Consider the following 22,895-nt stretch of genomic DNA (forward strand, 5'->3'; position numbering starts at 1 on the left):
GATTAGTTTTAGCGCAGAAAAATTCGCGCTAACTAACGCCATCATTCCCCACCAGCCTGGTTGTATGGCGATCGTCATTGCTCTTCAGACAGCATCCGCCCCTGACTGAAACTCCACTCCTCGGCGCTGTTAAACTGAATCATTATCATCACATCATCCGGATCAATATTCAGGCCACCGTGCAGCCTGTCGCACAATACGCGGCTCAGGTTTTGCTTTTGTGCAAATGAACGCGGCCTGCCCGCAAGGATATGAAACTGAATAAAATTATCGCTACGTCCGCCACTTTTATAATGGCGGTCAAACACGCGGAGTCTGGCAGGCAATTCTTCGAAAACCTGAAAGCGATCGCGGGGCGGCACGGCAAACTCCTGCTCAAGACTCTGTTGCAGGATGTCGGAGATCTGCATTATCTGCACGTGGCTGTATCCCTGGCGCAATATGATTCGCGTAAAAGGCATCTCTGTTATTCCTCTTCCAGACAGGTCAGGGCAGAAACTGCGGCTGGCCAGCCAGCGTAAAATGCCAGGTGCGTGAAGGCTTCGACGATCTGTTCACGCGTCAGGCCATTTTGTTGCGCGAAATCGATATGCCAGGGTAACTGTTGCACGCGGCCCAGCGCTGTCAGCGCACCCAGCGTAAGCAGGCTGCGTTCGCGCGGCGTCAGCGCTTCACGTTTCCAGATATCATTGAAAAGGATCTCCTGACTCAGTTCGGCCAGCTTCGGCGCCAGCTTTGCCAGGGTTTCCCGATTGAGGGATTTCGCCATCATCTTTCTCCTTATTGACAGTGAAGCGAGTCTGACGAAATACTTTCATCCTGAAAATCAAATTAAACGCGATCATAAGTCCCGTTTATCAGGATGATTATGGAAAAGTTAAGTCTGACCCTGGATCTCGATGCCCTGCGCAGCTTTGTGACCGGCATTGAGTGCGGCAGTTTTGCGCTGGCGGCAACCCGGCTTTGTCGTTCCACCTCCGCAGTCAGCGCGCAGCTTAAGAAACTGGAACATCAATGCGGCGCCGAACTGGTGGTTAAGAACGGACGCCATCTGATGCTAACCCCTAACGGAGAAATCTTAATGGGTTATGCCCGTCGTCTGCTGGCGCTGAATGATGAGGCGCAGCGTGCAGTGAAAGGCGAGCTGTTACAGGGGGAAATCCGCATTGGGTTGCAGGAAGACTTTGGCGAGTCGCTGATGCCCGGCATCCTCGGCGAGTTTACACGCCACCATCCGGGAATGCGGATTATTGCCCGCGTGGACCGCAACCAGGCGCTGCTCAATGCGCTTGATGACAACGCTCTGGATATGGCGCTGTTATGGCAGCCGGCGAACGCACAGCGTGAGGGCAAACTGATTAGCCACTTCCCGCTTGAGTGGATACAGCATGCAGAATTTGACGTCAGCACGCTGCTGGAGCATGGCGAACCCTTGCCGCTGGTGATGTTTGATAGCCCGTGCCTGATGCGCACACCTGCCCTCGCCTGCCTGGACCGGGCTGGCATTCCCTGGCGGGTGGTATTTGTCAGCCACAGCCTGAGCGGTATCTGGGCGGCGGTTCAGGCAGGACTGGGGATTACCGTGCGAACGCGCGTGGGGATGCCGGATAGTCTGCGCGTGACGGGCAGCATTTTGCCTTCGCCGGGGAACCTGGGGATTACGCTACAACAGGGACAACGGAATGAAGCGAATGCTGACGCGCGGACGGTACTGGGACACCTGATGGAGCAGGCTCTGCTCAGCGTGAAGTAAAGATTACTTTTATCCCTGACCTTCATCACGGCGGATTGTTTGCCATAATTCCATGCGGCTCAGACTTACAGACCGCCATGACCGAGCTAAACTCGTTTGGTATCAGCCCGATGATGGATTAACGAAACAAGGGATCCGGCACGATGACGGTAAAAACAATTCTGCTTACAGGTGCCAGCGGCCGTATTGGGCGCACCTATTTTAATAAGATGCGCGAGACCTATAACTTTATTCTTACTGACCGGAACGTACCGGACTATGAGATTGAATCACCTCACCGGTTTATTGCCGCGGATCTGTCGACGCCGGGTGCGGCTGCAAAACTGCTGTCCGCTGAGCCACCTGATGCGATCGTGCACCTGGCCGGGATTCCAGACGCCGATGCGGAATTCGAACAGCTCTTGCCGGCCAACATCCTCTCCATCACCTGGCTGCTGGAAGCGGCGGCAGCCACCACATGTCGTCGCTTTGTTTTTGCCAGCAGTGCCCAGACCATTGAAGGATATCCGGTTGACGTGCAAATCTCTCCGGGTATGGCCGTCGCGCCGGCCAATCTGTATGGCGTCACCAAATGCTACGGCGAGGCGCTCTGTTCTTTTTATGCCACTCAACATGGCCTGTCATCTGTCGCGCTCAGGATCGGCGCCTTTGAAACCCGACATGCGGATGCGCTCAACAATGCCCGCGACTACAGCGCCTGGCTCAGCCCGGAAGATGCCGTGAAGCTCATCACCTGCGCGATTGAAGCCAGGGATATAACCTTCTTTATCGGCTACGGCATTTCGGATAACCGCTTTAAGCGATTCGATCTGTCCGAGACCCGCAAGGTGCTGGGTTACCAGCCGGTCGATGATGCCTTCCGTGAGTTTTATCCCGGGCCGGAGCTTTTCCGCTAACCGGATCACGCCCGTAGCCCGATAAAGGTTTCATTAAAGGTTGTGGGCCGATTGGCCGATATACGCAGTCACAACCTTCTTTACCTGAACGCGTCATCGATAATTCCCGCTCAATTCTGCAGGCAAAATGGCATCGTAGAAACCGCTGTCAGACAGGCCCGCGTCAGCAAACACCGGATCCAACCATCATGAACACTGTGATCAAACCTACCCTCTCCGCCGTTTGGTCCATGGACGCCCAAGGCTTATGCATCGCCAGTCAGGAAAGCCCCGCAGGCCTGATGCCTGCGCTGAAAGGCGTCACGCTTTGTGCCTGGCTAAGGCTGGCACAGGCAGATGATGATGCGAAGATCGCGCTGCAACTGGCTGCGGCGTTGGAATGTGTGACGCCTTTTAGTCTCGAAGTGCCTATCCAATGCCTGGACGGAACGACGCGGCGGGTGATTGTCTCCGGCCTGCCGGATCGCCAACCCGGTGTGCCTCGCCTGCGTTACAGCGGCTTTATTCTGGATATCACCGCACAGCGCAAAGCGCTGGAAGACGCGCTGCGCACCGCGGCGGAATATCGTCTGTTGATTGAAAACAGTACGGATTTAATCGCCCACTGTGACGCGGACGGCAGGTACGTTTCGATTTCGCCCTCTTACAGCAAAATGATCGGCTGGTCAGCCGATGAGATGACCGGCCAGCGGGTGGTGGACTTCCTGCATCCCGACGACCGCGCATCCGCCACAGAAGTATTGGAACACCTCTTCAACGGCGGCGAATTGCCGGACGTGGTTGAGGTGCGCAAGCTACATCGCGATGGCCATTACATGACGCTGGGCACCAAGGCCTGCAGCGTCAGCGATCCTTCCTCAGGCAAAAACATCGGCGCCGTGCTGATTTCGCGCGACATTACGCGTGATAAGGAAAGGATGCGGAAACTCGAAAAGCTGGCGACTCACGATACGTTGACCGGATTGCCCAATCGGGCCTGGATCAACGAACAGGTTAGCTGCATGCTCTCGCAGGGCGAAGATCGGGCCTGGACAACGGTGCTGTTTATCGATTTGAATGGGTTCAAGGCGGTCAATGACTCGATGGGGCACGCGACGGGAGATGTCCTGCTGCAGCGGGTCAGCGAGCGGCTACAACACTGCATGCGACCGGGCGACTCGGTGGCACGTATGGGTGGAGACGAATTTGTGGTGGCCGCCAAGTGCAGCAATCGCGAGGTGGCGTCGACCATTGCCCAACGCCTGATCGACAGTTTGATAGAGCCTTTTTCTATCAATGGCATCAAGGTACAGGTCGGGGCGGCAATAGGCATCAGCCTCGCACAGTTTGGCACCGCATCGGCCAGGGTGTTATTTGATAATGCCGATAAAGCCATGTACCAGGCGAAGGCCCGGGGTGACGGGTCATATCAGTTTTTTGAGCCACCCGCAGAATAAAAAAAGCCGCCTTCGTGAACTGGACCCCGTTAAATAGTGAGATCCACGTCAGGAAGGCGGCAGATTTAACTGAAATAGCAACGATCAGTGCGGGCGTCGGTCGGGTTTGTTAACACTCTCCTGGACATACAAGGTGCCATCGCTGTGCAAGGTGCCGATACGGCCCGCCTCCAACAGCATTGCTTCTAACACCTCTTCCAGTGCATCTGTACCATGACGCGTTCGCAACAGAACAATTTGCTGACATATGGTTTCTTTACACGTGCCTCCGCGCAAGGCGGATGTGAGCATCAACGAGGCCCACCTTTTGACTTCCGGGTCTGTGAGCATAAGACCTCCTTCACCCATTATTGGGTAGCTAAAGTATAGCTCAGCTGGGCCTTAAGGATGGACGACGAACAGGGATTTACAGTGCGGGCAAAGTAGCGTTTGTTCACGGTTCACTTTGGCGAATGACTGTTGTGATGATTTACCGCAAACCGGGCATTTTGTTTGAGAGGTCCCTTTGGTCATTCTGCCCATGAGCTGATTTAAGAAGGACATTATCGTCGACCTTTTTGGTGAATGGGCCTAATCATACCACCGCTGATTATTTTTTATTCTGTTCGTTCTCGCATTCTGCATGAAAGCCCTGCTTTGCTAGTGCTGCCAGTTTGGCAACGCCCGTTGGTATCAATGTTGCATCAGCCCTGAACGTCATTACGGCAACATTTTGCTTTCAGGGGTTGGTATGAATTTAAATACTTATAAATATTTCAATGAGGTAGTGGCCAGCGGATCGATTCGTCGCGCCGCCGATCGCTTGCACGTCGCCCCGTCGGCCATCAGTCGCCAGATCGCATTACTCGAACACAGCCTCGGCGTTATGCTGCTGGAGCGCACCAACACCGGTATCCGGCTGACGCCCGCAGGCATGATGCTGGAACGCTTTACCCGAAAAATGGTACGGGATTTAGATCGTATCCATGAGTCGATTAAAAATTTAAAAGGCCTGCGCGAAGGGGAAGTCAAAATATGGGTGATTGAAGCGGTGGTTCAGGCGATATTACCGCGCATAGTGACTGAATTTAATGAAAATTACCCAGCCATTCAGTTCTCCATATATAGCGAATCCTCCGACCGGACAATTGAAGCGATCATGCGCGATGAGATTGATATTGGCATCGTTTTTAACATGGGTGAACGCCCCGGCATCGAGGTGATTAAACGCTGCGCTGCACCAATTCAGTGCCTGGTGTCACCGAAACACCCGCTAGCCGACCATGATTCTCTGACGCTGGAAGATATTTGCGCCTGGCCAATCGCCCTGCCCGTCTCCAGCTTCGGTCTGCGTCAGACCTTCGATAAAAATATTCGCAACCTGCATCTGAATCCGCAATCGATTGTGAACACCAATAATCTTGAGCTGACCAAAGCAATGGCGATGGCGGGCAGAACCTTAACCATCGGCCCAGAACAGATCGCCACCAAAGAGATCCAGCAAAATCTGCTGCGCGCCATTCCCATTGAAAACGAGGCGATGCAATCCGCCACCATCGAAATCTGCGTGCATCGCGATCGCTCTCTCTCCTTCGCTGCCCATCAGTTTCTGAAGCATATCTGCAAAGAGATTGGTTAATTCTGCCAAACCGGCGGGCGTTCTAAAACAGTCAACGCGGCGTGCTGCATTCGGTATTACATCACCGCCCGGCGGGCGTGATATTTATTTAGCCATCGAAGACTTCACGCACCTGACCTGGTCAGGCAAGACGCTAACGAGGGTAGAACCATGCCGAGCATCATGACTAACGGGATACTGACCCACTATGAAATTCAGGGCACGGGTCCGGCCATTGTCTTTGTCTCCGGATTGGGCGGAACGGCGGCCTACTGGCAGCCGCAGATTGCGGCTTTTGCCAAAGACTTCACCGTTCTGACCTACGATCAGCGCGGGTCTGGCACGACTGAACATCCCGCCGGACCATACAGCATTGAAACGCTGGTCGACGATCTGTTTTGTCTGCTTAGCGAACTGAAGCTGGAACGGCCGATCCTGATTGGCCATTCCACGGGTGGCGCCATCGGCCAGATCCTCGCCGCGCGTCATCCTGACCTGCTGGCCGGCATGGTGATGTACGCCAGCTGGGCGAAGTCGGACCGGCATTTCAACTGGTGTTTCCGTATGCGCCGCGCGCTGCTTGTGGGCAGCACGGTGGAAGAATATGTACATGGCAGCGCATTGTTCCTTTACCCACCGGATCATGTAAGAGCCAATGCCGAGGTGTTGTCCCCAGCGTTGTTGGCCTCGGCCGCCAAATTTCCGCAGCGCGAGGTGGTGCTCAGCCGCATTGACGCCATTATGGCGCACGATGCTATCGCCTGTTTGCCGCTGATCGCCATCCCGACGCTGGTGCTCTGCGCACAGGATGACGTGCTGACCCCACCTTACCAGTCGCGCCTGCTGGCTGAGGGCATCGCCGGATCGGAACTAAAAATCGTCCCGCAGGGCGGACACAGTCTGTCTGAAACGGAACCCGCATTGTTTAACCAGATTACGTTTGGGTTTGTGGCAGCCATCCACAGCCCGGCAAACGGAGGTGCTTATGAGCAACCACGAATCGCGTAACGTTGAGTTTGGCGTCTTTCTCCCGGTCGGTAACGGCGGCTGGATCACCTCTACCAACAGCCCTCAACTGCCGGCGACCTATGATTACAACCGCGACGTCACCGTGCTGGCGGAGCAATTAGGATTTGATTTTGCCTTGTCGATGGCGAAATGGCGCGGCTACGGCGGTCCGTCTAAACACTGGGACGTCACGCTGGAAAGCCTGACCACCATGGCGGGACTGGCGCAGGCCACCAGCCGAATTGGCGTGTGGGGAACGGTGCATACCATGGTTTTCCATCCGGCGGTAGTGGCCAAAATGACCGCTGTGCTCGATCAAATCTCTAAAGGGCGCTTTGCGCTGAATATCGTTTCGGGATCCAATCCCACCGATCAGGGGCAGATGGGGCTGTGGATGGATCTGGATCATGGCGAACGCTATGAGCTGGCGGCGGAATGGCTGGAGGTGCTTAAACGCCTGTGGACCGAAGATCGGGTCGATCATCAGGGTAAGCACTACCAACTGACCGACTGTATGTCGAACCCTAAACCGGTTTCCCCGCCACCGATCATCTGCGCCGGCGCCTCCGACCGGGGCTTCCTGTTCACCATCGAACATTGCACCGGCAGTTTTATGCTCGGCTCAGACCACGACGATTTTATTAAAACCGGCCTGCGGGCCAAAGAGCTCGCGGCGCAGCAAGGTAAACCCGACTTCAAAACGTACGGGCTGTTTACCATCGTTCCGGGCGCAACCGATGCTGAAGCGCAGGAGCGGGTGGCCTTCTATGACGCCGGCGTCGATACCATCGCGCTGGATAACCAGACGCGTGAATATTCCGGCGATAAAAGCTTCAAGCAAAACACCATGGCTCAGCGTTTCGTTTCGCAGGGTGAGCAGCGTAATTCGATGACGCGCGCCGCACTGGTTGGCTCTCCGGAGACGATCGGCAACAAGCTGGCGGCGATTGTTAAAGGGGCACAGCTGGATGGCGTCACTGTGATTGTGCCGGACTTCATCGATGACCTGCGCACGGTCGGCACCGAGGTGCTGGAGGTATTGGAGCTGCATGGCGTCGATACCAACGCCCGTGCCTGGCAAAAATCTGTAAAGCGTTGATCGGTAGTCACCTTCAGGCTGGGCCTGTCTCAGCCTCTTATGAATCACCTTTGCCGCTTCGCGGCTCGCCAGGAGTTGAGCTATGAAAATGAAAATGATGTTGGCTTTTGCGGTCTCCTCAGCAATAAGTTACGGCCCGGTTGCGCACGCAGATGACAGCAAACCGCGCGTTGCCGCGTTGTTTACCCAAACCGTCAGCCAGGGCTCTTGGGATATGGCCGGCTATTCCGCATTCAAATCCATGGCGACCAAAGACGGTTTCGCCCCCAGCTATCTTGAAAACACCACCTATGAATCCGCGCCTGCGGTGCTGCGTCAGCTAGCGTCGGATGGCGTGAAGCTGGTTATAGCCCACTCATCCGGCTATTCCGCGGCGATCAAGGAAGTGGCCCCCGCCTTCCCCGGCACCCAGTTTGTACTCTATTCCTACGAGAGCACTACGGCGAACCTGCCGAACTACTCCGCCTGGTCGGTCGACTGGGATGAATATGGCTTTGTGCTCGGTGTGCTGGCCGCGTCTGCCAGTAAGAGCGGACATATCGCGGTGATTAGCGGTGAACCGATCCCGTCGGCTGAACGCACCGTGCAGTTCATCAAAAAAGGGGCGGCTTACGTCAACCCTAAAATCCAGGTCGACTCGGCCTATGTCGGCTCCTTCACTGACGTGGCCCGCGCAAAAGAAATTGCTACCGGCACCATCGCCCGTGGCGCCGACTTTATCATCCCAGCGGCAGATACCGCCGATGCCGGTATTCAGCAAGCGGCCGATGATGAAGGCGTACTGACTATCGGCTCCTATACCGATCAATCAAAATCCTTCCCGAACGCGATCATGACCTCCACGGTGATGAACTTTGACAAGTCGTATGCCGATATCGGTAAGCACTTTGCTGACCACCAGCTGGGCAACCGCATTATCACCGAGAATTTAGCCACCAATGGCTGGTCGCTGAAAACGCCGTTTGCCCATGTCGGCAAAGACGTTGAAACGAAAGTGTTTAAGGTGATTGACGATCTGAAGGCTGGCAAGATTAAGATTGAGGAATAGCCGCATGTCCAGCCCCGTCATCGAACTTGATCACGTCTCGAAGCGCTACCCAAACGGTTTCGTCGCGCTGAATAAGGTCTGCATGTCTTTTTATCCAGGCGAGATCCACGCGCTCCTGGGCGAGAACGGGGCCGGCAAGTCGACCTTGATGAATATTCTGTACGGCGTGCACGAACCGAGTGAAGGTGGCGTGCTTATGGCTGGACGCCAGGTGATCCACCGCCAGCCTGCCGATGCGATAGCCAATGGCATCGGCATGGTTCATCAGCACTTCAAGCTGGTCAGCCCGTTTACCGTTGCCGAGAATCTGGCACTGGTTGCCAGGGGCGAACGCCGTAAAGCGCTGCGGCGGGACGGGGACATTCGCGCCTTTATGCAGGGCTATGGCGTCGATCTCGATCCGCACGCCATCGTCGGGCAGCTACCGCTGGCATTGCAGCAGCGCGTCGAGATCCTGAAAGCGCTGGTGAATGACACCCGCGTGCTGTTGCTGGATGAGCCCTCCACTATCCTTACCCCGGCTGAAATTGTGGCGCTGTACGACACGGTGCGGCGTATCTGTAAAAAAGGCACGGCGGTGGCGGTGGTGACCCACAATGTCGACGAAGTGCTGGCTAACGCCGACCGTTACACCATTCTCCGGCGCGGCAAAACCAACGGCACGGGCATGACTAAAGACTGTCGTGCTGATGAGCTGGTCGAAAAGATAGTTGGCCGTGCGGTCGCCAGCGGCACGCGGCTGGGCAGCCAACGCCAGCCCGGCATTGAGCGGATGCACGTCAGCGGGGTCAATTTACGTCCTGCCAGTGGCTCGCCCGGACTGAGCAATATCAACCTGACGCTACGCCAGCAGGAAGTGATTGGCATCGCCGGGGTGGAAGGCAACGGGCAAACCGAACTGTTTGAACTGCTGGCGGGCCAACGAGTGCCAGAGAGTGGCGAGATCACCCGCTGCGGCGAGGAGGTGACGGTGGCGCTGGTGCCACAGGATCGCCATCACGAAGGGTTATCGCTGGATTTGCCGGTTAGCCATAATTTGCTCTATCCGAAAATTATGCAGGGCCAGTACCGCCGTCTGGGGCTGCTTAACCATGCGGCCATTGCTCAGCGCGCCGGCGAAATGATCGCCCAATCCGATATTCGAACCCACTCGCCGACTAGCCCTGCCCGCGCCCTTTCCGGGGGGAATCAGCAGAAGATCGTGGTAGCGCGGGCGATGGCGGAATCGGCGGCCATCATCGTGGTTTATCAGCCCACGCGCGGGCTGGATATGGCCGCCGCAGAAGCGGTGTTAATCCGCCTCACCGAAGCGGCAGATGCCAGCACTACCGTGGTGATTATCTCCTCCAATATTGAAGAATTACTGCGCATTTCCGATCGCATCGTGGTGATGAACGGCGGCCGTTTTACCGGCGAAGTCGCGGGAGATGAGATGACTATTGAGCGAATCGGCACGCTGATGACTCAGGGTCAGGGCGTGCCGTCGCAAGCAGCAAGGGGTGAACATGTCTGAATCAATCAATCCACTGACCGAATCCAGCGCATCTTTGCGTCGCGTTATCGCCAGGCTTAGCGCGGCCAGTTCCTTATGGGTCACCCTCAGCGCCTTTATCGGATCGGCGATCCTCGGGCTGGGGTTAATCGCCGCAATGGGCGTGCCGCTACATTCCGCCATCAGCGTGGTGTGGGATGGCGCGTTTGGCTCGGTGCGCGCGCTGTCCGATACGCTGGTGTTTATGACGCCGCGGCTGCTGGTGGCGCTGGGTGCGCTGGTGGCCATTCGCGGCGGCATGTTTAATCTGGGTGGCGAAGGACAGCTGCAAATGGGCGCCATCGGCGCGATGTTGCCGTTTCTCGCCTTCGGCGATATTGGCGCTGCCCTGCTGCCGCTGGCGATCCTCAGTGGTGCGCTTTGCGGTGCGTTGTGGGGATTGATCCCCGCCGTGCTGAAAGTCTGGCGTGGCATCGATGAAATCATCGTGACGCTGATGATGAATTTTATCGCTATTTATACCCTCAAGTATCTGGTGCAAGGGCCGATGCGTCCGGCGAATTCCAACTTCAATATGTCCGCGCAGTTACCGGCTGATGGCGTTTTTGAACAGGTGATTGCCGGCACACGTCTGCACTCTGGCGTGTTCTTGGCCCTGATGATTGCCCTCGCCGTCTGGGTAATGCTGAAACATACCGCATTTGGTTTAAAACTGCGGGCCAGCGGCCAGAGCCCGCGCTTTGTGCAGTTTCAGGGTCAGTCTGCGGCAAAAAATGTGATTTCCAGTATGGCGATTTCAGGTGCAATTAGTGGACTGGCCGGGGCATTTGAAGTACTGGGCGTGCAGTACCGTCTGATTGACGGCTTCTCTTCCGGCTTGGGGTTTGAAGGGCTGGCGGTCTCTTTCCTCGCCGGTCTTGAACCCTTCGGCGCCATCATCGTTTCGCTCTATTTTGGCGCGATCAACAGTGCCGCGCTGGCCCTGCAAAGTACCTTTTCGATCCCGGCGGCGTTAGCGGATGTGCTTGGTGGCATGCCGATTATTTTCCTCGCGACCATCAGTGGCGTGATGTTGGTGAAAGGGAGGCCGGTATGGAATTCGACGCTGTAACTCTGGCCCTGTTTTTTGCCGGTGGGCTGAGGCTCTGCGTGCCGGTGATGCTCGCCGCACTGGGCGAAACCGTTTCTGAACGGGCGGGCGTGTTCACCATCGGGCTGGAAGGTCTGATGCTGTTTGGCGCGTCTGCCTCGGCGCTGGGACTGGCAGTAACCGGCTCGCCGATGCTCGCTCTGCTGGCTGGCATGGCGGGCGGACTGCTGGCGGCAGCGGTGCTGGCATTCGCCACCGTTTTTGCCCGTGCCAACCAGATTGTGATGGGCATTGGCTTCAATTTGTTGGCCATCGGCGCGACATCACTGATTCGGCAACTATGGCTAAGCGGTGCGCCGGCAAGCGGCTCAATGCGGTCCGTCTCGATGTTAAAACTGCCCTGGCTGTCGGATATTCCGGTGGTGGGACGCGCCCTGTTCTCGCAAAGCCCGGTGTTCTATCTGGCGGTGCTGGTGGGCATCGCGCTGTGGGTATTGTTCCGCTTTACTCGCGCAGGACTGTTGCTGCGGGCGGTGGGCGAAAATGCATTATCCACCGATGCCGCCGGCCACCCGGTATTACGCCTGCGCTTTTTTGCCGCGTTGTTCACCGGCCTGATGGCGGGACTGGGTGGCGCCTATTTGTGCATCGTCGCCTCGGGCGGGATCTTCGTCGACGATATGACCGCCGGTCGCGGCTATCTGGCGATTGCCATCACCATCTTTGCCCGCTGGAAGCCGCTGCGGGTGCTGATCGTCGCTGTGGTGCTCGGCCTGCTCGAGGCCCTGCAGTTCCAGGGGCAATATCTGGGCATTGATATCGCGCCGTCGCTGTTAATGGCAATGCCGTTTGTGGTCGCGCTGTTTGCCTGGATCATGATGGGTCGGGCGGGCGCGGCACCGGCAGATTTAGGTCGCCCTTTCCTCCGCGGATCGGGGCGTTAATCACTTAACACCGTGGGCGGAAGCCCCAACAGGAGTCAGAGATGAATCAGGCAATAAATCCGGAAGGTTGGATCATTGGCAAAACTGCGACCGGCCTCAATCACCTTAACTGGGGCGTGAAGTCGGGCAACCATATTTCCGTCGCTGGCATGCTCTCGACCGATCCGATTGATGGCAGCATCGTTGGTGAAGGCGATATTGAAGTACAGACGCGCCGGGTACTGGACAGCATCAAAGTGGTGTTAGAGTCGGCCGGCAGCAGCATGGATCACGTGGTGATGAATCAGATCTTCCTGCGTAATCTGGACGACTACCATAAATTCAACGAACTGTACGTCACCTACTTCCCGGCTATTTTGCCGGCACGTTTTTGCGTCAAGCTGGAAATGGTCAGGCCTGAGTTTCTGGTTGAGATTGCTACCACCGCCATCATTCCAGCCTGACGACATGGGCCGTTCGCGGAGCGGCTAAGCTTACTGCTCCGCAAGTGCAACCAAGAGGATTTGCCAGATGCAATACCGTTATATGGGCCGCAGTGGGCTAAAAGTCTCAGAGATTTGCCTGGGCACCATGATGTTCGGCGGAGTGACCGACAAGGCCACCTCGCGGCAGATTATCGCCGCCGCACGCGACAGCGGAGTCAATTTTATCGATACTGCCGACGTCTATAACAAAGGCGAGTCAGAGCGCGTGGTGGGGCGGGCGATTGCCGCCGAACGCGATCGCTGGGTGCTGGCAACTAAAGCCGGTAATCCGATGGGCGAAGGCCCGAATCAGGGCGGCATGTCACGTAAGTGGATCCGCGAAGCGGCCCATGCGTCACTGACCCGCCTGGGCACCGATTACATCGATATCCTCTATATGCACAAAGCGGATTTCAATGCCCCGCTGGAAGAGATGGTGCAGGCCTTCGCCGATTTGATCCGAGAGGGCAAAATCGGTTATTTCGCCGTATCCAATTTCAAAGCCTGGCGGCTGGCAGAAACGGTACGTCTGGCCCATCAGGCCGGCATCGCTGGGCCGGTCGCTACGCAACCGCTTTACAACCTGGTCAATCGTGAAGCAGAAGTAGAAATTCTGCCTTCTGCTGCGTATTTTGGCACCGGCACAGTTTGCTACAGTCCGCTGGCGCGCGGCATTCTGACCGGCAAGTATCGCCCGGATCAGGCACCCGATGCGGGCAGCCGCGCCGGACGAGGCGACCCGCGCATGTTGCAAGCGGAATGGCGGCCCGAGTCGCTGCAGGCTGCGAGCGAGCTGGCGGCGTACGCCGAACAGACCGGACGTAAACCAGCGCATCTTGCCCAGACATGGGTGATGCGTAACAGCCTCGTGACCAGCACGCTACTGGGTCCGAGAACGTTTGAGCAGTGGCAGGACGGTATAGCCGCGATGGCGTGCGACTGGACGGCTGAAGATGAAGCCTTTTGCGACCGGCTGGTTTCGCCGGGTAAAAGCTCCAGCCTCGGTCCGGTGGACAGCCATCACCCGATTGAAGGTCGCGTCACTCGCAGGTGACAGGCATAACATTTTAACCCATTACCGATTGTTAAAGGTTCGTTCATGACAGAGTCCAGAAGTGCCCCTGGCAGCATAATCCCGCCAGTAACCGAAGCGGCAGGCAATGTTGCCGATGCGTATCGCGGCGGGATGCGCCTGCTGCCAGCCGGTGTATGCCTGATCACCACTCATCACGACGGTGTGCACAGCGGCATGATTGCCACCGCCGTAACCTCGGTCAGTGCCGAGCCGCCAACCTTGCTGGTGTGCGTTAACCGCAATGCGTCGATGTTTGCAATGATTCAGGAGGGAGGCCGTTTCTGCGTAAATGTGTTGTCGAAAGAGGCCGTTTCACTGGTGGATATTTTCAGCAACTCCAGCCGTCGGGCGGAGCGCTTTCAGACCGGTGACTGGAGCTTTTCAGCGCAGGGGGCGCCGATCTGTGCCGAAGCGCTGGTGTCGTTTGAATGCCGTCTGGCAAAGATTGTTGACTGGCACAGCCATGGTATTTTTCTTGGCGAAGTGACCGGTGTTACCCATCCTCGTGCCGATGCCGCGCCGCTGCTGTATATGGATCGCCGTTTCCATCATCTTAATGAGCTGGTGGTGACGGAAGTCTGATCTCGGCTGGTGACCGCCCTGACACACGGTCACCGGTTCAGAAACATGTTCGCCAGAGCGGAGGATGTTGCAGAAGACGTTGTTCAGAGCGGCAACATAATAACCAGATCGATTTCCAGCATCAGTTCCGGCTCAGCGAGTGCCGATACCTTGAACAGCGTGCTGGCGGGCAATTCCAGCCCGGCGAAGAAGCGCTCACGCACCGGATGAATTTCGGCCACCAGCGCCAGATTGGTCACATAGGTAGTGGTTCGGACAATGGTATCGCGACTGACGCCTAATCCTGCCAGTAACCTGTCGATATTGGCGTACACCTGCTCAACCTGTTGCCGCATATCGCCCACCCCAACGATTCTGCCGTCCTGATCCCAGGCGACCTGTCCGGTAGGAAACACCGGTGTGCCGGGCCGGATTTTGATGTGGTTGTAGTAACTTCTGGCCTTCAACCCGTCAGGATTTATGACAGTCATAACGATCCCCAATGCACAAAAGAACATCAACATTAGCAGATTGAAACCGGTTACCGTAGACGCATTTCGTCCACGCGGCGTTGCTGATAAGGCAACGCGCTGTAAAGGAAGATGATTGCTAATCTGACCTTGCCCAGACCTTGTCGGTGAAAAGCGGAGCTTTATAACGAGAAAAGGCCGCCGAAAGGCGACCTCTTTAAATACTGCTCCCCATCCGGCGCTTATCTCCGGCACTCGCATTGGCTTAGCTCTTGAAGGGGGCGAGAGAGATTATCCCGCAATCCTTAAGATGATTCTTAGCACTTCTTGCTGTCGTTATTATTAGCCTGCTTACTAATTAATTATTGCCCTGCCCGGCCTAAAGCTGACTAAACTTTGATCAAGGCTGTCTATCTGATGAGATCACTGTATGGTAGTCGCCTTATCGCCCTATTCCCGAACATGCTGGGTACTCCTACTATCCGGCAAGTGAGAAGAAGCCCACCTTCGAGTGGGCTTTTTTTCGTCCTGATAAAGGGTAAACGGCGCAGATAATCCCCCCGCTCGGGGCAGTCATCGCCTTAGTGGTGCAGCATTTCGTCAACCACCTGCTCGTCCGTCATCTGGAACGGATAGTAGGTCGGCCAACTGTCCATTTCGGCCAACAGGGCCTGTTGGGAAGTATTGCCGGTAAAAATATGGAAGTGGGACGATTTACGCGGACCGATAATATGGTCGCTGAACTGCACGAACTTTGGTGCCTTGCTGCTGGCATCAGAGCAGGTGAACAGATAGCGGACACCCTTCTTACCAGAGACATAGTTCAGGATTTTGTAGCCAGCATAGTCATACTTACAGCTACTGACCTGCTCGCCAACGTGGAACTCCATGGTGCCATTCTCGATGCCAATGCTCTCAATATTGGTGGCATAACCTTTGCGGTAATAGGCTTTAATATCGTCGAAGGTTTTACTTTTATCCTTCTGCGCTTTTTTTTTGAATACCGGATCCAGTTCGCCTTTCAACAGCAGCGGATAAACGGATTGCCAGACGCCATCCCAATCCTCAAGCTTGCGGTCCTTAACGTTTTTGTCGTCAAACACCCCATCAGCCGCCTTCTGCTCGACCTCCGTCAACGGCACACCGTGCGAATGATGACCATGCGACAGTGCCTGTCCGCTAACCAGAAGACTACCCAGAGCTAACGCAAATTTTCCAAAGTGACCCGCCAAAATTGAATCCTCAAAAAGTAACAGAGGATTAAATGTTATGATATAACATATCAAAGATCAACAAGATGTGTTGAAAATGCACCGGGCGGTGTGAAGCGGGGTTAATGCAGACGGATTCAGGACGAAAAAAAACCGCGCTGATGGCGTGGCCCCCGAAATCGGGTATGGCGCACGCCATTCTGGCGGTTTATCAGAGAATTCAGATGTCTTCTCGTGGATCTACGGGCTCATCATCATCTTCAACGGGATTTTCTACATCGTCCGTGCCTAATGGCAATCCGGCTTCATCTTCATCTTCCTCCTCAGGGAACTCTGCATCATCTGGGAGTGGTTCAAGGTCATCGGGACGTTCAGACATACTCACCTCCGTTAGCCCATATGGGTGTATTAACTATAGGAGGTGCTTTTACGCAATAGGTGCCTGACATCACACATCAGGGCGAAAGAAAAAATAAGCTCAGGCCGGTGATGTTGGCACATCACGGCCAGGATTGAAGCCGCTTCAGGCGGCCCTACTTCGGCTGGGGCAAGATCTCCAGTGAATCACCCCCTGCTGCAGCCAGCGCCTCCTGATCGAGTTCGGCATCAGCCTGTTCGATAAGACGCGTCACTTCCAGCAGGTTACGGAATTCGTTCAGCAATATATCCGCATCGGATCTCAGCACATCATCTTGCGAATCAAGTACCGAATTGATGGCTTTGTTAACGCTCTCGACCATTCGGGTCATACCGCCGTTTTTACCCACCGTCAGCGTCAATGCACCGATCAGTAAGGACTGCGCTTCCACCTGTGCGGTTAACTGCTTGGATTCCGCATCCATTTTTGAAATTTTAGCGAGCATGCTAAAGATAACGTTTTTCATTGAAGGTTCCCCCTGGAAACGAAGGATATCTTACCTCTGTAGAAACTTTACTCAAGATGGGCGAGAAGATTTAATACCGCGAATAAAGCAAGCAGCGGGTGAGCGCCCGCTTCAATCGATAACAGGTGCGGTATTGTGAGTCGGTTAGCGGCGCAACAGCGCATGGCGGAATGACAAAATATGCACTTCCGCCGCGTCGGCGGCGGCCTGCCCGTCCCGTGCGGCCAGCGCGCTGATAATCGCCCGATGTTCCTCAATCACTTCCTGCATATGCCCTTCTTTCGACAACGAGCTGGCCCAGAAGCGCTGCGATTGCGCATGCAGCACGCTAAGAATATCCATCAACATCTTATTGCCGGAAATTCTGGCCAACAGCTGGTGAAACTGGTTATCCAGCAGCATCATCTCGTCACGATCGCGGCGCTCGCTGGCCGCTTCAATCTGCTGATTGATGGCGTCGAGTTCCGACAGCTCCTGAGCCGAAATACGCGAACTGGCCAGCCGCATACACAGCATTTCATTGGCCAGCCTGACATCAATCAGTTCTAGCGCGTCATCCACGGACAGCGGTGAAACCATCACCCCTTTGCGCGGAATAATCTGCAACAGCCCTTCGTTGGCCAAACGGTGGATAGCCTGATTCACCGGCGTCCTGCCCATCTCCAGGTCGCTCATCACCTGCGCGGTATTGAGATATTCCCCTGGCTTGTAGCTCAGGGTGACCAATGCCTGCCTGAATCGGCTATACGCCTGCTCGTTTAACGATAGCCCTGACTGTTCGCTCACCGGTCGTTCCTCCGTTTCTGTGACATCAGTCTTCATATCCAGCGCGTGCTGAGAAGATTTTTAGACATTCTACACAAAACATGGCACGGAAATCGCTTATTTGATAAATGAAGTTATAGTGAAATTTCACTGTGTTTTCTATTCAATCAGTAAAAGAGGCGTTTCCCCATGCAACTTACCTTCACACTGCCATCAGCTCATGGTGTTGATAATAATACAAAAAACCGCACCGAAAGCCTGACTGTTGACATCAACAAGTTGGTGATCGCCGGATGGGCAGGACGCGATCCTGACGCTATCGCGCACCATATTAGTGAACTGGAAGCCCTGGGCGTGCCCCGTCCGAGTGCAGTTCCCCTCTTCTATCGGGTTGCCGCTAACCAGCTGACACAAAGTCACTCGGTGGAAGTGATTGGCGCCGCCAGCTCTGGCGAAGCGGAAGTGTTTATCTTTACCCATCAGGGCGAGGTGTTTGTCTCACTGGCCTCCGATCACACCGATCGTGAGCTGGAATCGCACAGCGTGGCGCTCTCCAAACAACTGTGTGTGAAGCCCGTGGCGACGCAGGCCTGGAGAATGACCGAGGTCGCCGGGCACTGGGACCAGCTGATCCTGCGTGCATGGATAAAAGAAGACGGCGAATTCCGCCTGTATCAGGAAGGCACGCTCGCCAGCCTGCGCAAACCTGATGACCTGCTAAGCCGCTATTTGCCGGATGGTGAGGTGCCGGCTGAAGGACTGGGGATGACCTGCGGCACCGTCGCGGCAATAGGTGGCATTCGTCCTGCAACGGAATTCCGTATGGAGCTGGTTGATGAGCAGTTGGGCCGCCGCATTTGCCACGACTATCACAGCCTTGAATTACCGGTTATCGCCTGAGCCTGACCCCGATCGTCACCCTTTGAAACTAGGAGTATCGCCATGAATTCTTACCCCTCTTTAAGCCTGCAACAGGCCATCGAACAACTGGAGCTTGGTACGGTGACCTCCGTGCAGCTGACCGAACAGGCACTGGCGGCGATCGCTGCTCGCGAAGGTGAAGGCTCGCGGGCCTTTACCCAAGTGTATGCGCAGTGGGCACGCGAGCAGGCTGAAGCCTCGGCTCAGCGCCGGGCGGCCGGCAACGCGCTTTCGCCGCTGGATGGCGTGCCGGTGTCGATCAAGGACCTGTTTGACCTGCAGGGTGAAGCCACCACCGGCGGCTCGACCGTGCTGGCGGATGCGCCCGTCGCCGAATCCCATGCGGCGATTGTCGACAAGCTGTTGCAAGCCGGTGCGGTGATCGTCGGTAAAACCAATATGACTGAATTTGCCTATTCCGGTCTCGGAATTAATCCGCACTACGGCACGCCGGCAAATCCCTGGGATCGCGCTGCACGCCGTATTCCTGGCGGCTCGTCTTCCGGTGCCGCCGTATCGATCAGCGATGGCATGTGTCTCGGGGCAATCGGCAGCGATACCGGCGGATCGGTGCGTATTCCGGCAGCGTTCTGCGGTCTGACCGGGTACAAACCCACCGCACGTCGAATTTCAATGGCCGGCGTACTGCCGCTTTCGGCGTCACTCGACTCTGTCGGCACCCTGGCTCACGACGTCTTAAGCTGCGTCGCACTCGATGCGGTGATAGCCAACCGGCCGTTATCGCTGACGGTAAAAAATCTTGCCGACGCCCATTTTGCAGTGCCCCAGACGGGGGTGCTGGAGGGTCTGGATACCCAGGTTGCCGCCGCGTTTGAGCGGGCGGTGATGGCGCTGAAACAGGCCGGAGCCAGGGTTTCTGCCATTCCGCTGAGGGAAATCGCCGAGCTTTCCGCCATTAATGCCAGCGGGGGATTTACCGCGCTGGAATCCTGGGAATGGCACCAGCCGCTGATAGCGCAACGCGCTGAAGGTTATGACCCGCGCGTGGTCTCGCGCATTCGTCGCGGTGAAGCCCTGGGTGAAGCCGATCGCCAGCGGTTGGTGGAACAACGCGCCGACTGGCAAACGCGCGTCAGCCACATCGTTCAGCAGTACGACGCGCTGTTAATGCCCACCGTGCCGTTTATTGCCCCGCGCATTGCCGATCTGGAAGCCGATGAGGACGCCTATTTCCGCATCAACGGCGCGGCACTGCGCAATCCGTCGGTGATCAACTTCCTTGATGGCTGCGCCGTCTCTTTGCCTTGTTCGGCAAAGGGTCAGGCACCGGTCGGCTTAATGGTCGCGGCGTTACCCATGCAGGACGACGCGCTGATGAGCTGGGCGCTGGCGATTGAGACCGTGCTTAAAGCACACCAATAACAGACAGATAACCGCAAACACCTCTTCTCACCATGACACTGAAAACGGCAGGACTAATGATGACTTCTCCAAAAAATCAGGGCATGCTTTTTGTCGCCACCGACGTCGCCGCACAGGATGAAGCGGATTTTAACCACTGGTACGATCGCGAACACGTTGAAGAACGCGTAAGAATTGAAGGTTTTCGCTCTGGTACGCGCTATCAGTCGCTGCAAGGCGGACGCAAATATCTTGGCCTGTATAAAACCGACTCGCTGGAAAGCTTCACCTCCCCGGCGTATCACGCGGCCTTCACGCAACAAACGGCCTGGTCGCAGGCCTGTCTGCAAAAAATGCAGTCGCCGATGCGCCGGGTGTGCACCATCAGCGCCCAGGTTGGCCTGGGCTCTGGCAGCCATCTCGCCATTTTGACCCTGGCCGCGGGCATCGCGGAAAGCAACATTGCCCAACTGGGTGAAACGCTGTTCGCGCAGCCTGGCTTCATTCATTCCAGCCTGTTAACGCCGGACGCGACGCTCAGCACACCGCTGCCGAAAGAATCCCCTGACAACCGGCAGCTTCTGCCGATGATGCTGATTGAATCCAGCAGCGCTGAAGCCTCGCAAAGGCTGGCGTCCCAGGCCTGTGATGCGCTGGCACTTCGCCACAATGACGTCATGCATTACGCGCTCGGCTGGCAGTTGACCGCGCAGGAGGTGAAATCATGAGTGTGTCATCTACTGATACCCTGCGGCCAAAAACTGCCAGCGCTGAACAGACGCCGCCCAAAACCGGTCGTCTGGCGGCGGCCAGTTCAATCGGCACCGCGCTGGAATGGTATGACTTTACCGTCTACAACATCATGGCCGCGCTGATTTTCAACCACGTCTTTTTCCCGTCGTTTGACCCGCTGGTGGGCACCATTCTGGCCTTCTCAACCTATGCGGTCGGCTATGTCTCGCGCCCGGTTGGCGGCATGATCTTCGGTCATTTGGGCGATGTGCTGGGGCGTAAGTTCGTGCTGGTGACCACGCTGGTGATCATGGGCGTCACCACCGCGCTGATGGGCCTGTTGCCCGGCTACGCCAGTTGGGGGATCTGGAGTCCGCTGCTGCTGGTCAGCCTGCGCTTTATTCAGGGTATCGCGCTGGGCGGCGAATGGGCGGGTGCGGTGTTGCTGTCGATGGAGCATGGTAAACCGGAACAGCGTGGCCGCAACGCGTCATTCGCTCAGGTTGGACCGTCCTGTGGCACGCTGATTGGCACCGGATTGATCACGCTGGTGACGGTGTTCCTGTCGCCAGAAGACTTCCAGCAATGGGGTTGGCGTATTCCGTTCGTACTCAGCCTGCTGCTGGTGATTTTTGGTTTATGGCTGCGCCGTGGCGTTGGTGAAACGCCCGCGTTCCTGGCGTTAGAAAAAGCGAAAAATACCACCCACACCCCGGTCAAAGAGGTGTTTACTCACCATCTGCGTCCGCTGCTGGTGGCGGGCGGCGCCCGCATCGGCTCAGATGTGCTGTATGCGCTGGTGGTGGTGTTTACGCTGACCTACGTCACGACCGTGCTGCACTTGCCGCGTCCGGTGGCGCTGATGGCGACCATGCTTGGGGCGCTGGGCAACGCCATCACCGTGCCGATGTTTGGCGCGCTGTCCGATCGGTGGGGACGTCGCCCGGTGTACATCATGGGCGCGGTGCTGGCGATCGCCTGGTCCTTCGTGTTCTTTATGCTGCTCGACAGCGCCCATCCGGTGCTGATCTGCCTGGCGGTTATCGGTGGCCTGCAGGTTCACGCCATCATGTATGGCCCGCAGGCGGCGTTTGTTACCGAGCAATTCCCGACCCGCGTGCGCTACGCAGGCTCTTCGTTAGCCTATACGCTGTCGGGAATTGTTGGCGGCGGCTTCGCGCCGCTGATCATTACCACGCTGTTTACCGAGTTCAGCACCACGTTAGCGGTATCCTGTTATGTCTCGGTGGCGCTGATTGTCACCTTACTGGCGGTGTTGGCGGCGAAAGAGACGGCCAAAAAACCGCTGTAACCCCGCGTTCTGCCCCTTGAAAACGGAACTTGCGCCAGGCTTGCGTCGGCGCAGGTTCCCCTCCGCCTGTTTTTATACATAAAACCGCGATTTATTTTTCCCTCCGCGAAACTTTCCGCAGCGTGACAGCGAACTGTTTATTAACGCACTTCCTGTAAACCTGTTGGAGCCCGACATGAACCGTACAAAAAAACTTCTCTGTTCTGTGACCGCCGCTGCTGTTATGAGCCTCGCGATGCCTGCCCTCAACGCTTACGCCGCACTGCCGGTCGGCGCGCAGGCCCCGGACTTTAAGCTTCAGGGCGCACTGGCGGGCAAGCCGCTGACCTTCTCGCTGCAGCAGGCGCTGGCAAAAGGCCCGGTCGTGCTTTACTTCTTCCCGGTGGCCTTCAGCAAAGGCTGTACCATTGAAGCTCATGACTTTGCCGAAGCGACCGATGGCTTTAAAAAGCTCGGTGCCAGCGTGGTTGGCGTGACCGCCGGCAATACCGAGCAGATTGGCGAATTCTCTAAACTGGAATGCCGCGATAAATTCACCGTAGCTGCCGACCCTGGCGCGAAAGTGGCCAGCGAATACCAGACCACCATGCAGATCAAAGGCAAAACCGTCTCTGACCGTACCTCATATGTCATCGCGCCAGACGGCAAGATCCTGCTGAGCTTCACCGACCGCAACCCGGATACCCATATTCAGAAAGCCATGGACGCGGTGAAACAATACTCTGCTTCGCATTCCTGATCCTGAGTTTGCCGGTCACCCTTTAGCCTGCTGAGG

Annotated in this window: 26 protein-coding genes; 18 read left to right on the forward strand and 8 right to left on the reverse strand. The window is 56.4% G+C overall.

From position 1 onward, the window contains the following. Positions 1-74 precede the first annotated feature (74 nt). Both ACXKZG_RS16620 and ACXKZG_RS16625 read right to left on the reverse strand, forming a co-directional pair. Complete coding sequence (locus tag ACXKZG_RS16620; protein WP_013201195.1) at positions 75-461, reverse strand: tautomerase family protein; 387 nt, start codon at positions 459-461, stop codon at positions 75-77. A 5-nt stretch (positions 462-466) separates the two neighbouring features. Beyond that, positions 467-769 (reverse strand): carboxymuconolactone decarboxylase family protein, encoded by a 303-nt coding sequence (locus ACXKZG_RS16625; RefSeq protein WP_041691938.1) that lies wholly within the window; start codon positions 767-769, stop codon positions 467-469. Between the two features lie 87 nt (positions 770-856). Here ACXKZG_RS16625 and ACXKZG_RS16630 point away from each other — a divergent pair, with 87 nt between their 5' ends. The 3 genes from ACXKZG_RS16630 to ACXKZG_RS16640 all read left to right on the forward strand — a co-directional run bounded on the left by ACXKZG_RS16630 (position 857) and on the right by ACXKZG_RS16640 (position 4,085). Then, a complete protein-coding gene (locus tag ACXKZG_RS16630) occupies positions 857-1,753 on the forward strand; it encodes a LysR substrate-binding domain-containing protein (RefSeq protein WP_488876280.1) in 897 nt (298 codons plus the stop codon). 143 nt (positions 1,754-1,896) lie between these two features. Further along, complete coding sequence (locus tag ACXKZG_RS16635; RefSeq protein WP_134823645.1) at positions 1,897-2,649, forward strand: NAD-dependent epimerase/dehydratase family protein; 753 nt, start codon at positions 1,897-1,899, stop codon at positions 2,647-2,649. Between the two features lie 188 nt (positions 2,650-2,837). Beyond that, positions 2,838-4,085 (forward strand): diguanylate cyclase domain-containing protein, encoded by a 1,248-nt coding sequence (locus tag ACXKZG_RS16640; RefSeq protein WP_488875169.1) that lies wholly within the window; start codon positions 2,838-2,840, stop codon positions 4,083-4,085. A gap of 381 nt (positions 4,086-4,466) precedes the next feature. On the opposite strand, the gene ACXKZG_RS16645 is transcribed toward ACXKZG_RS16640, so the two are convergent. Next, positions 4,467-4,628, reverse strand: coding sequence for a YnfU family zinc-binding protein (locus ACXKZG_RS16645; protein WP_225309779.1), 162 nt, complete (start codon positions 4,626-4,628; stop codon positions 4,467-4,469). A 187-nt stretch (positions 4,629-4,815) separates the two neighbouring features. Here ACXKZG_RS16645 and ACXKZG_RS16650 point away from each other — a divergent pair, with 187 nt between their 5' ends. The 10 genes from ACXKZG_RS16650 to ACXKZG_RS16695 all read left to right on the forward strand — a co-directional run bounded on the left by ACXKZG_RS16650 (position 4,816) and on the right by ACXKZG_RS16695 (position 14,484). Next, positions 4,816-5,703, forward strand: a complete 888-nt coding sequence (locus ACXKZG_RS16650; protein WP_013201190.1) for a LysR family transcriptional regulator — start codon at positions 4,816-4,818, stop codon at positions 5,701-5,703. 162 nt (positions 5,704-5,865) lie between these two features. Beyond that, on the forward strand, positions 5,866-6,690 hold the full coding sequence (locus tag ACXKZG_RS16655; protein ID WP_488875170.1) for an alpha/beta fold hydrolase: 825 nt from the start codon (positions 5,866-5,868) through the stop codon (positions 6,688-6,690). Continuing rightward, on the forward strand, positions 6,668-7,789 hold the full coding sequence (locus tag ACXKZG_RS16660) for an LLM class flavin-dependent oxidoreductase (protein WP_041691936.1): 1,122 nt from the start codon (positions 6,668-6,670) through the stop codon (positions 7,787-7,789). The genes ACXKZG_RS16655 and ACXKZG_RS16660 overlap by 23 nt, the downstream gene beginning before the upstream one ends. Before the next feature lie 82 nt (positions 7,790-7,871). Beyond that, a complete protein-coding gene (locus ACXKZG_RS16665; protein ID WP_013201187.1) occupies positions 7,872-8,837 on the forward strand; it encodes a BMP family protein in 966 nt (321 codons plus the stop codon). A 4-nt stretch (positions 8,838-8,841) separates the two neighbouring features. Next, on the forward strand, positions 8,842-10,350 hold the full coding sequence (locus ACXKZG_RS16670) for an ABC transporter ATP-binding protein (protein WP_013201186.1): 1,509 nt from the start codon (positions 8,842-8,844) through the stop codon (positions 10,348-10,350). Continuing rightward, positions 10,343-11,440, forward strand: coding sequence for an ABC transporter permease (locus ACXKZG_RS16675; RefSeq protein WP_346595091.1), 1,098 nt, complete (start codon positions 10,343-10,345; stop codon positions 11,438-11,440). Before ACXKZG_RS16670 ends, ACXKZG_RS16675 begins: the two co-directional genes overlap by 8 nt. Next, positions 11,422-12,363 carry an ABC transporter permease gene (locus ACXKZG_RS16680; protein WP_049789586.1) on the forward strand — a complete coding sequence of 314 codons (942 nt, stop codon included), beginning with the start codon at positions 11,422-11,424 and terminating at the stop codon, positions 12,361-12,363. Before ACXKZG_RS16675 ends, ACXKZG_RS16680 begins: the two co-directional genes overlap by 19 nt. A gap of 41 nt (positions 12,364-12,404) precedes the next feature. Further along, the gene (locus ACXKZG_RS16685; protein ID WP_013201183.1) at positions 12,405-12,806 is read left to right on the forward strand and encodes a RidA family protein; all 402 of its coding nucleotides are present in this window, start codon (positions 12,405-12,407) and stop codon (positions 12,804-12,806) included. 67 nt (positions 12,807-12,873) lie between these two features. Next, a complete protein-coding gene (locus tag ACXKZG_RS16690) occupies positions 12,874-13,881 on the forward strand; it encodes an aldo/keto reductase (RefSeq protein ID WP_488875171.1) in 1,008 nt (335 codons plus the stop codon). A 45-nt stretch (positions 13,882-13,926) separates the two neighbouring features. After that, positions 13,927-14,484, forward strand: a complete 558-nt coding sequence (locus ACXKZG_RS16695) for a flavin reductase family protein (RefSeq protein ID WP_013201181.1) — start codon at positions 13,927-13,929, stop codon at positions 14,482-14,484. Positions 14,485-14,567: 83 nt separating this feature from the next. On the opposite strand, the gene ACXKZG_RS16700 is transcribed toward ACXKZG_RS16695, so the two are convergent. The 5 genes from ACXKZG_RS16700 to ACXKZG_RS16720 form a co-directional block, all read right to left on the reverse strand. Next, the gene (locus ACXKZG_RS16700; protein ID WP_049789585.1) at positions 14,568-14,954 is read right to left on the reverse strand and encodes a RidA family protein; all 387 of its coding nucleotides are present in this window, start codon (positions 14,952-14,954) and stop codon (positions 14,568-14,570) included. A gap of 560 nt (positions 14,955-15,514) precedes the next feature. Beyond that, a complete protein-coding gene (gene zinT / locus ACXKZG_RS16705; RefSeq protein WP_488875172.1) occupies positions 15,515-16,165 on the reverse strand; it encodes a metal-binding protein ZinT in 651 nt (216 codons plus the stop codon). 199 nt (positions 16,166-16,364) lie between these two features. Then, a complete protein-coding gene (locus tag ACXKZG_RS16710) occupies positions 16,365-16,523 on the reverse strand; it encodes a hypothetical protein (RefSeq protein WP_167738374.1) in 159 nt (52 codons plus the stop codon). 154 nt (positions 16,524-16,677) lie between these two features. Continuing rightward, positions 16,678-17,028: an anti-adapter protein IraP gene (gene iraP, locus ACXKZG_RS16715; RefSeq protein ID WP_013201178.1), complete on the reverse strand. Its 351-nt coding sequence runs from the start codon at positions 17,026-17,028 to the stop codon at positions 16,678-16,680. A gap of 144 nt (positions 17,029-17,172) precedes the next feature. Continuing rightward, complete coding sequence (locus ACXKZG_RS16720) at positions 17,173-17,850, reverse strand: GntR family transcriptional regulator (RefSeq protein ID WP_488875173.1); 678 nt, start codon at positions 17,848-17,850, stop codon at positions 17,173-17,175. 132 nt (positions 17,851-17,982) lie between these two features. Here ACXKZG_RS16720 and ACXKZG_RS16725 point away from each other — a divergent pair, with 132 nt between their 5' ends. From ACXKZG_RS16725 to ACXKZG_RS16745, 5 genes are all read left to right on the forward strand, one after another. Further along, a complete protein-coding gene (locus tag ACXKZG_RS16725; protein WP_346599510.1) occupies positions 17,983-18,693 on the forward strand; it encodes a DUF2848 domain-containing protein in 711 nt (236 codons plus the stop codon). A gap of 42 nt (positions 18,694-18,735) precedes the next feature. Beyond that, positions 18,736-20,097: an amidase gene (locus ACXKZG_RS16730; RefSeq protein WP_488875174.1), complete on the forward strand. Its 1,362-nt coding sequence runs from the start codon at positions 18,736-18,738 to the stop codon at positions 20,095-20,097. Positions 20,098-20,156: 59 nt separating this feature from the next. After that, a complete protein-coding gene (locus tag ACXKZG_RS16735) occupies positions 20,157-20,804 on the forward strand; it encodes a DUF4286 family protein (protein ID WP_013201174.1) in 648 nt (215 codons plus the stop codon). Further along, positions 20,801-22,120 (forward strand): MFS transporter, encoded by a 1,320-nt coding sequence (locus ACXKZG_RS16740; protein ID WP_346565785.1) that lies wholly within the window; start codon positions 20,801-20,803, stop codon positions 22,118-22,120. The genes ACXKZG_RS16735 and ACXKZG_RS16740 overlap by 4 nt, the downstream gene beginning before the upstream one ends. A 175-nt stretch (positions 22,121-22,295) precedes the next feature. Further along, positions 22,296-22,859: a peroxiredoxin gene (locus tag ACXKZG_RS16745; protein ID WP_053146398.1), complete on the forward strand. Its 564-nt coding sequence runs from the start codon at positions 22,296-22,298 to the stop codon at positions 22,857-22,859. Positions 22,860-22,895: the final 36 nt, after the last annotated feature.

The sequence above is a fragment of the Erwinia sp. 2186 genome (assembly GCF_057812255.1).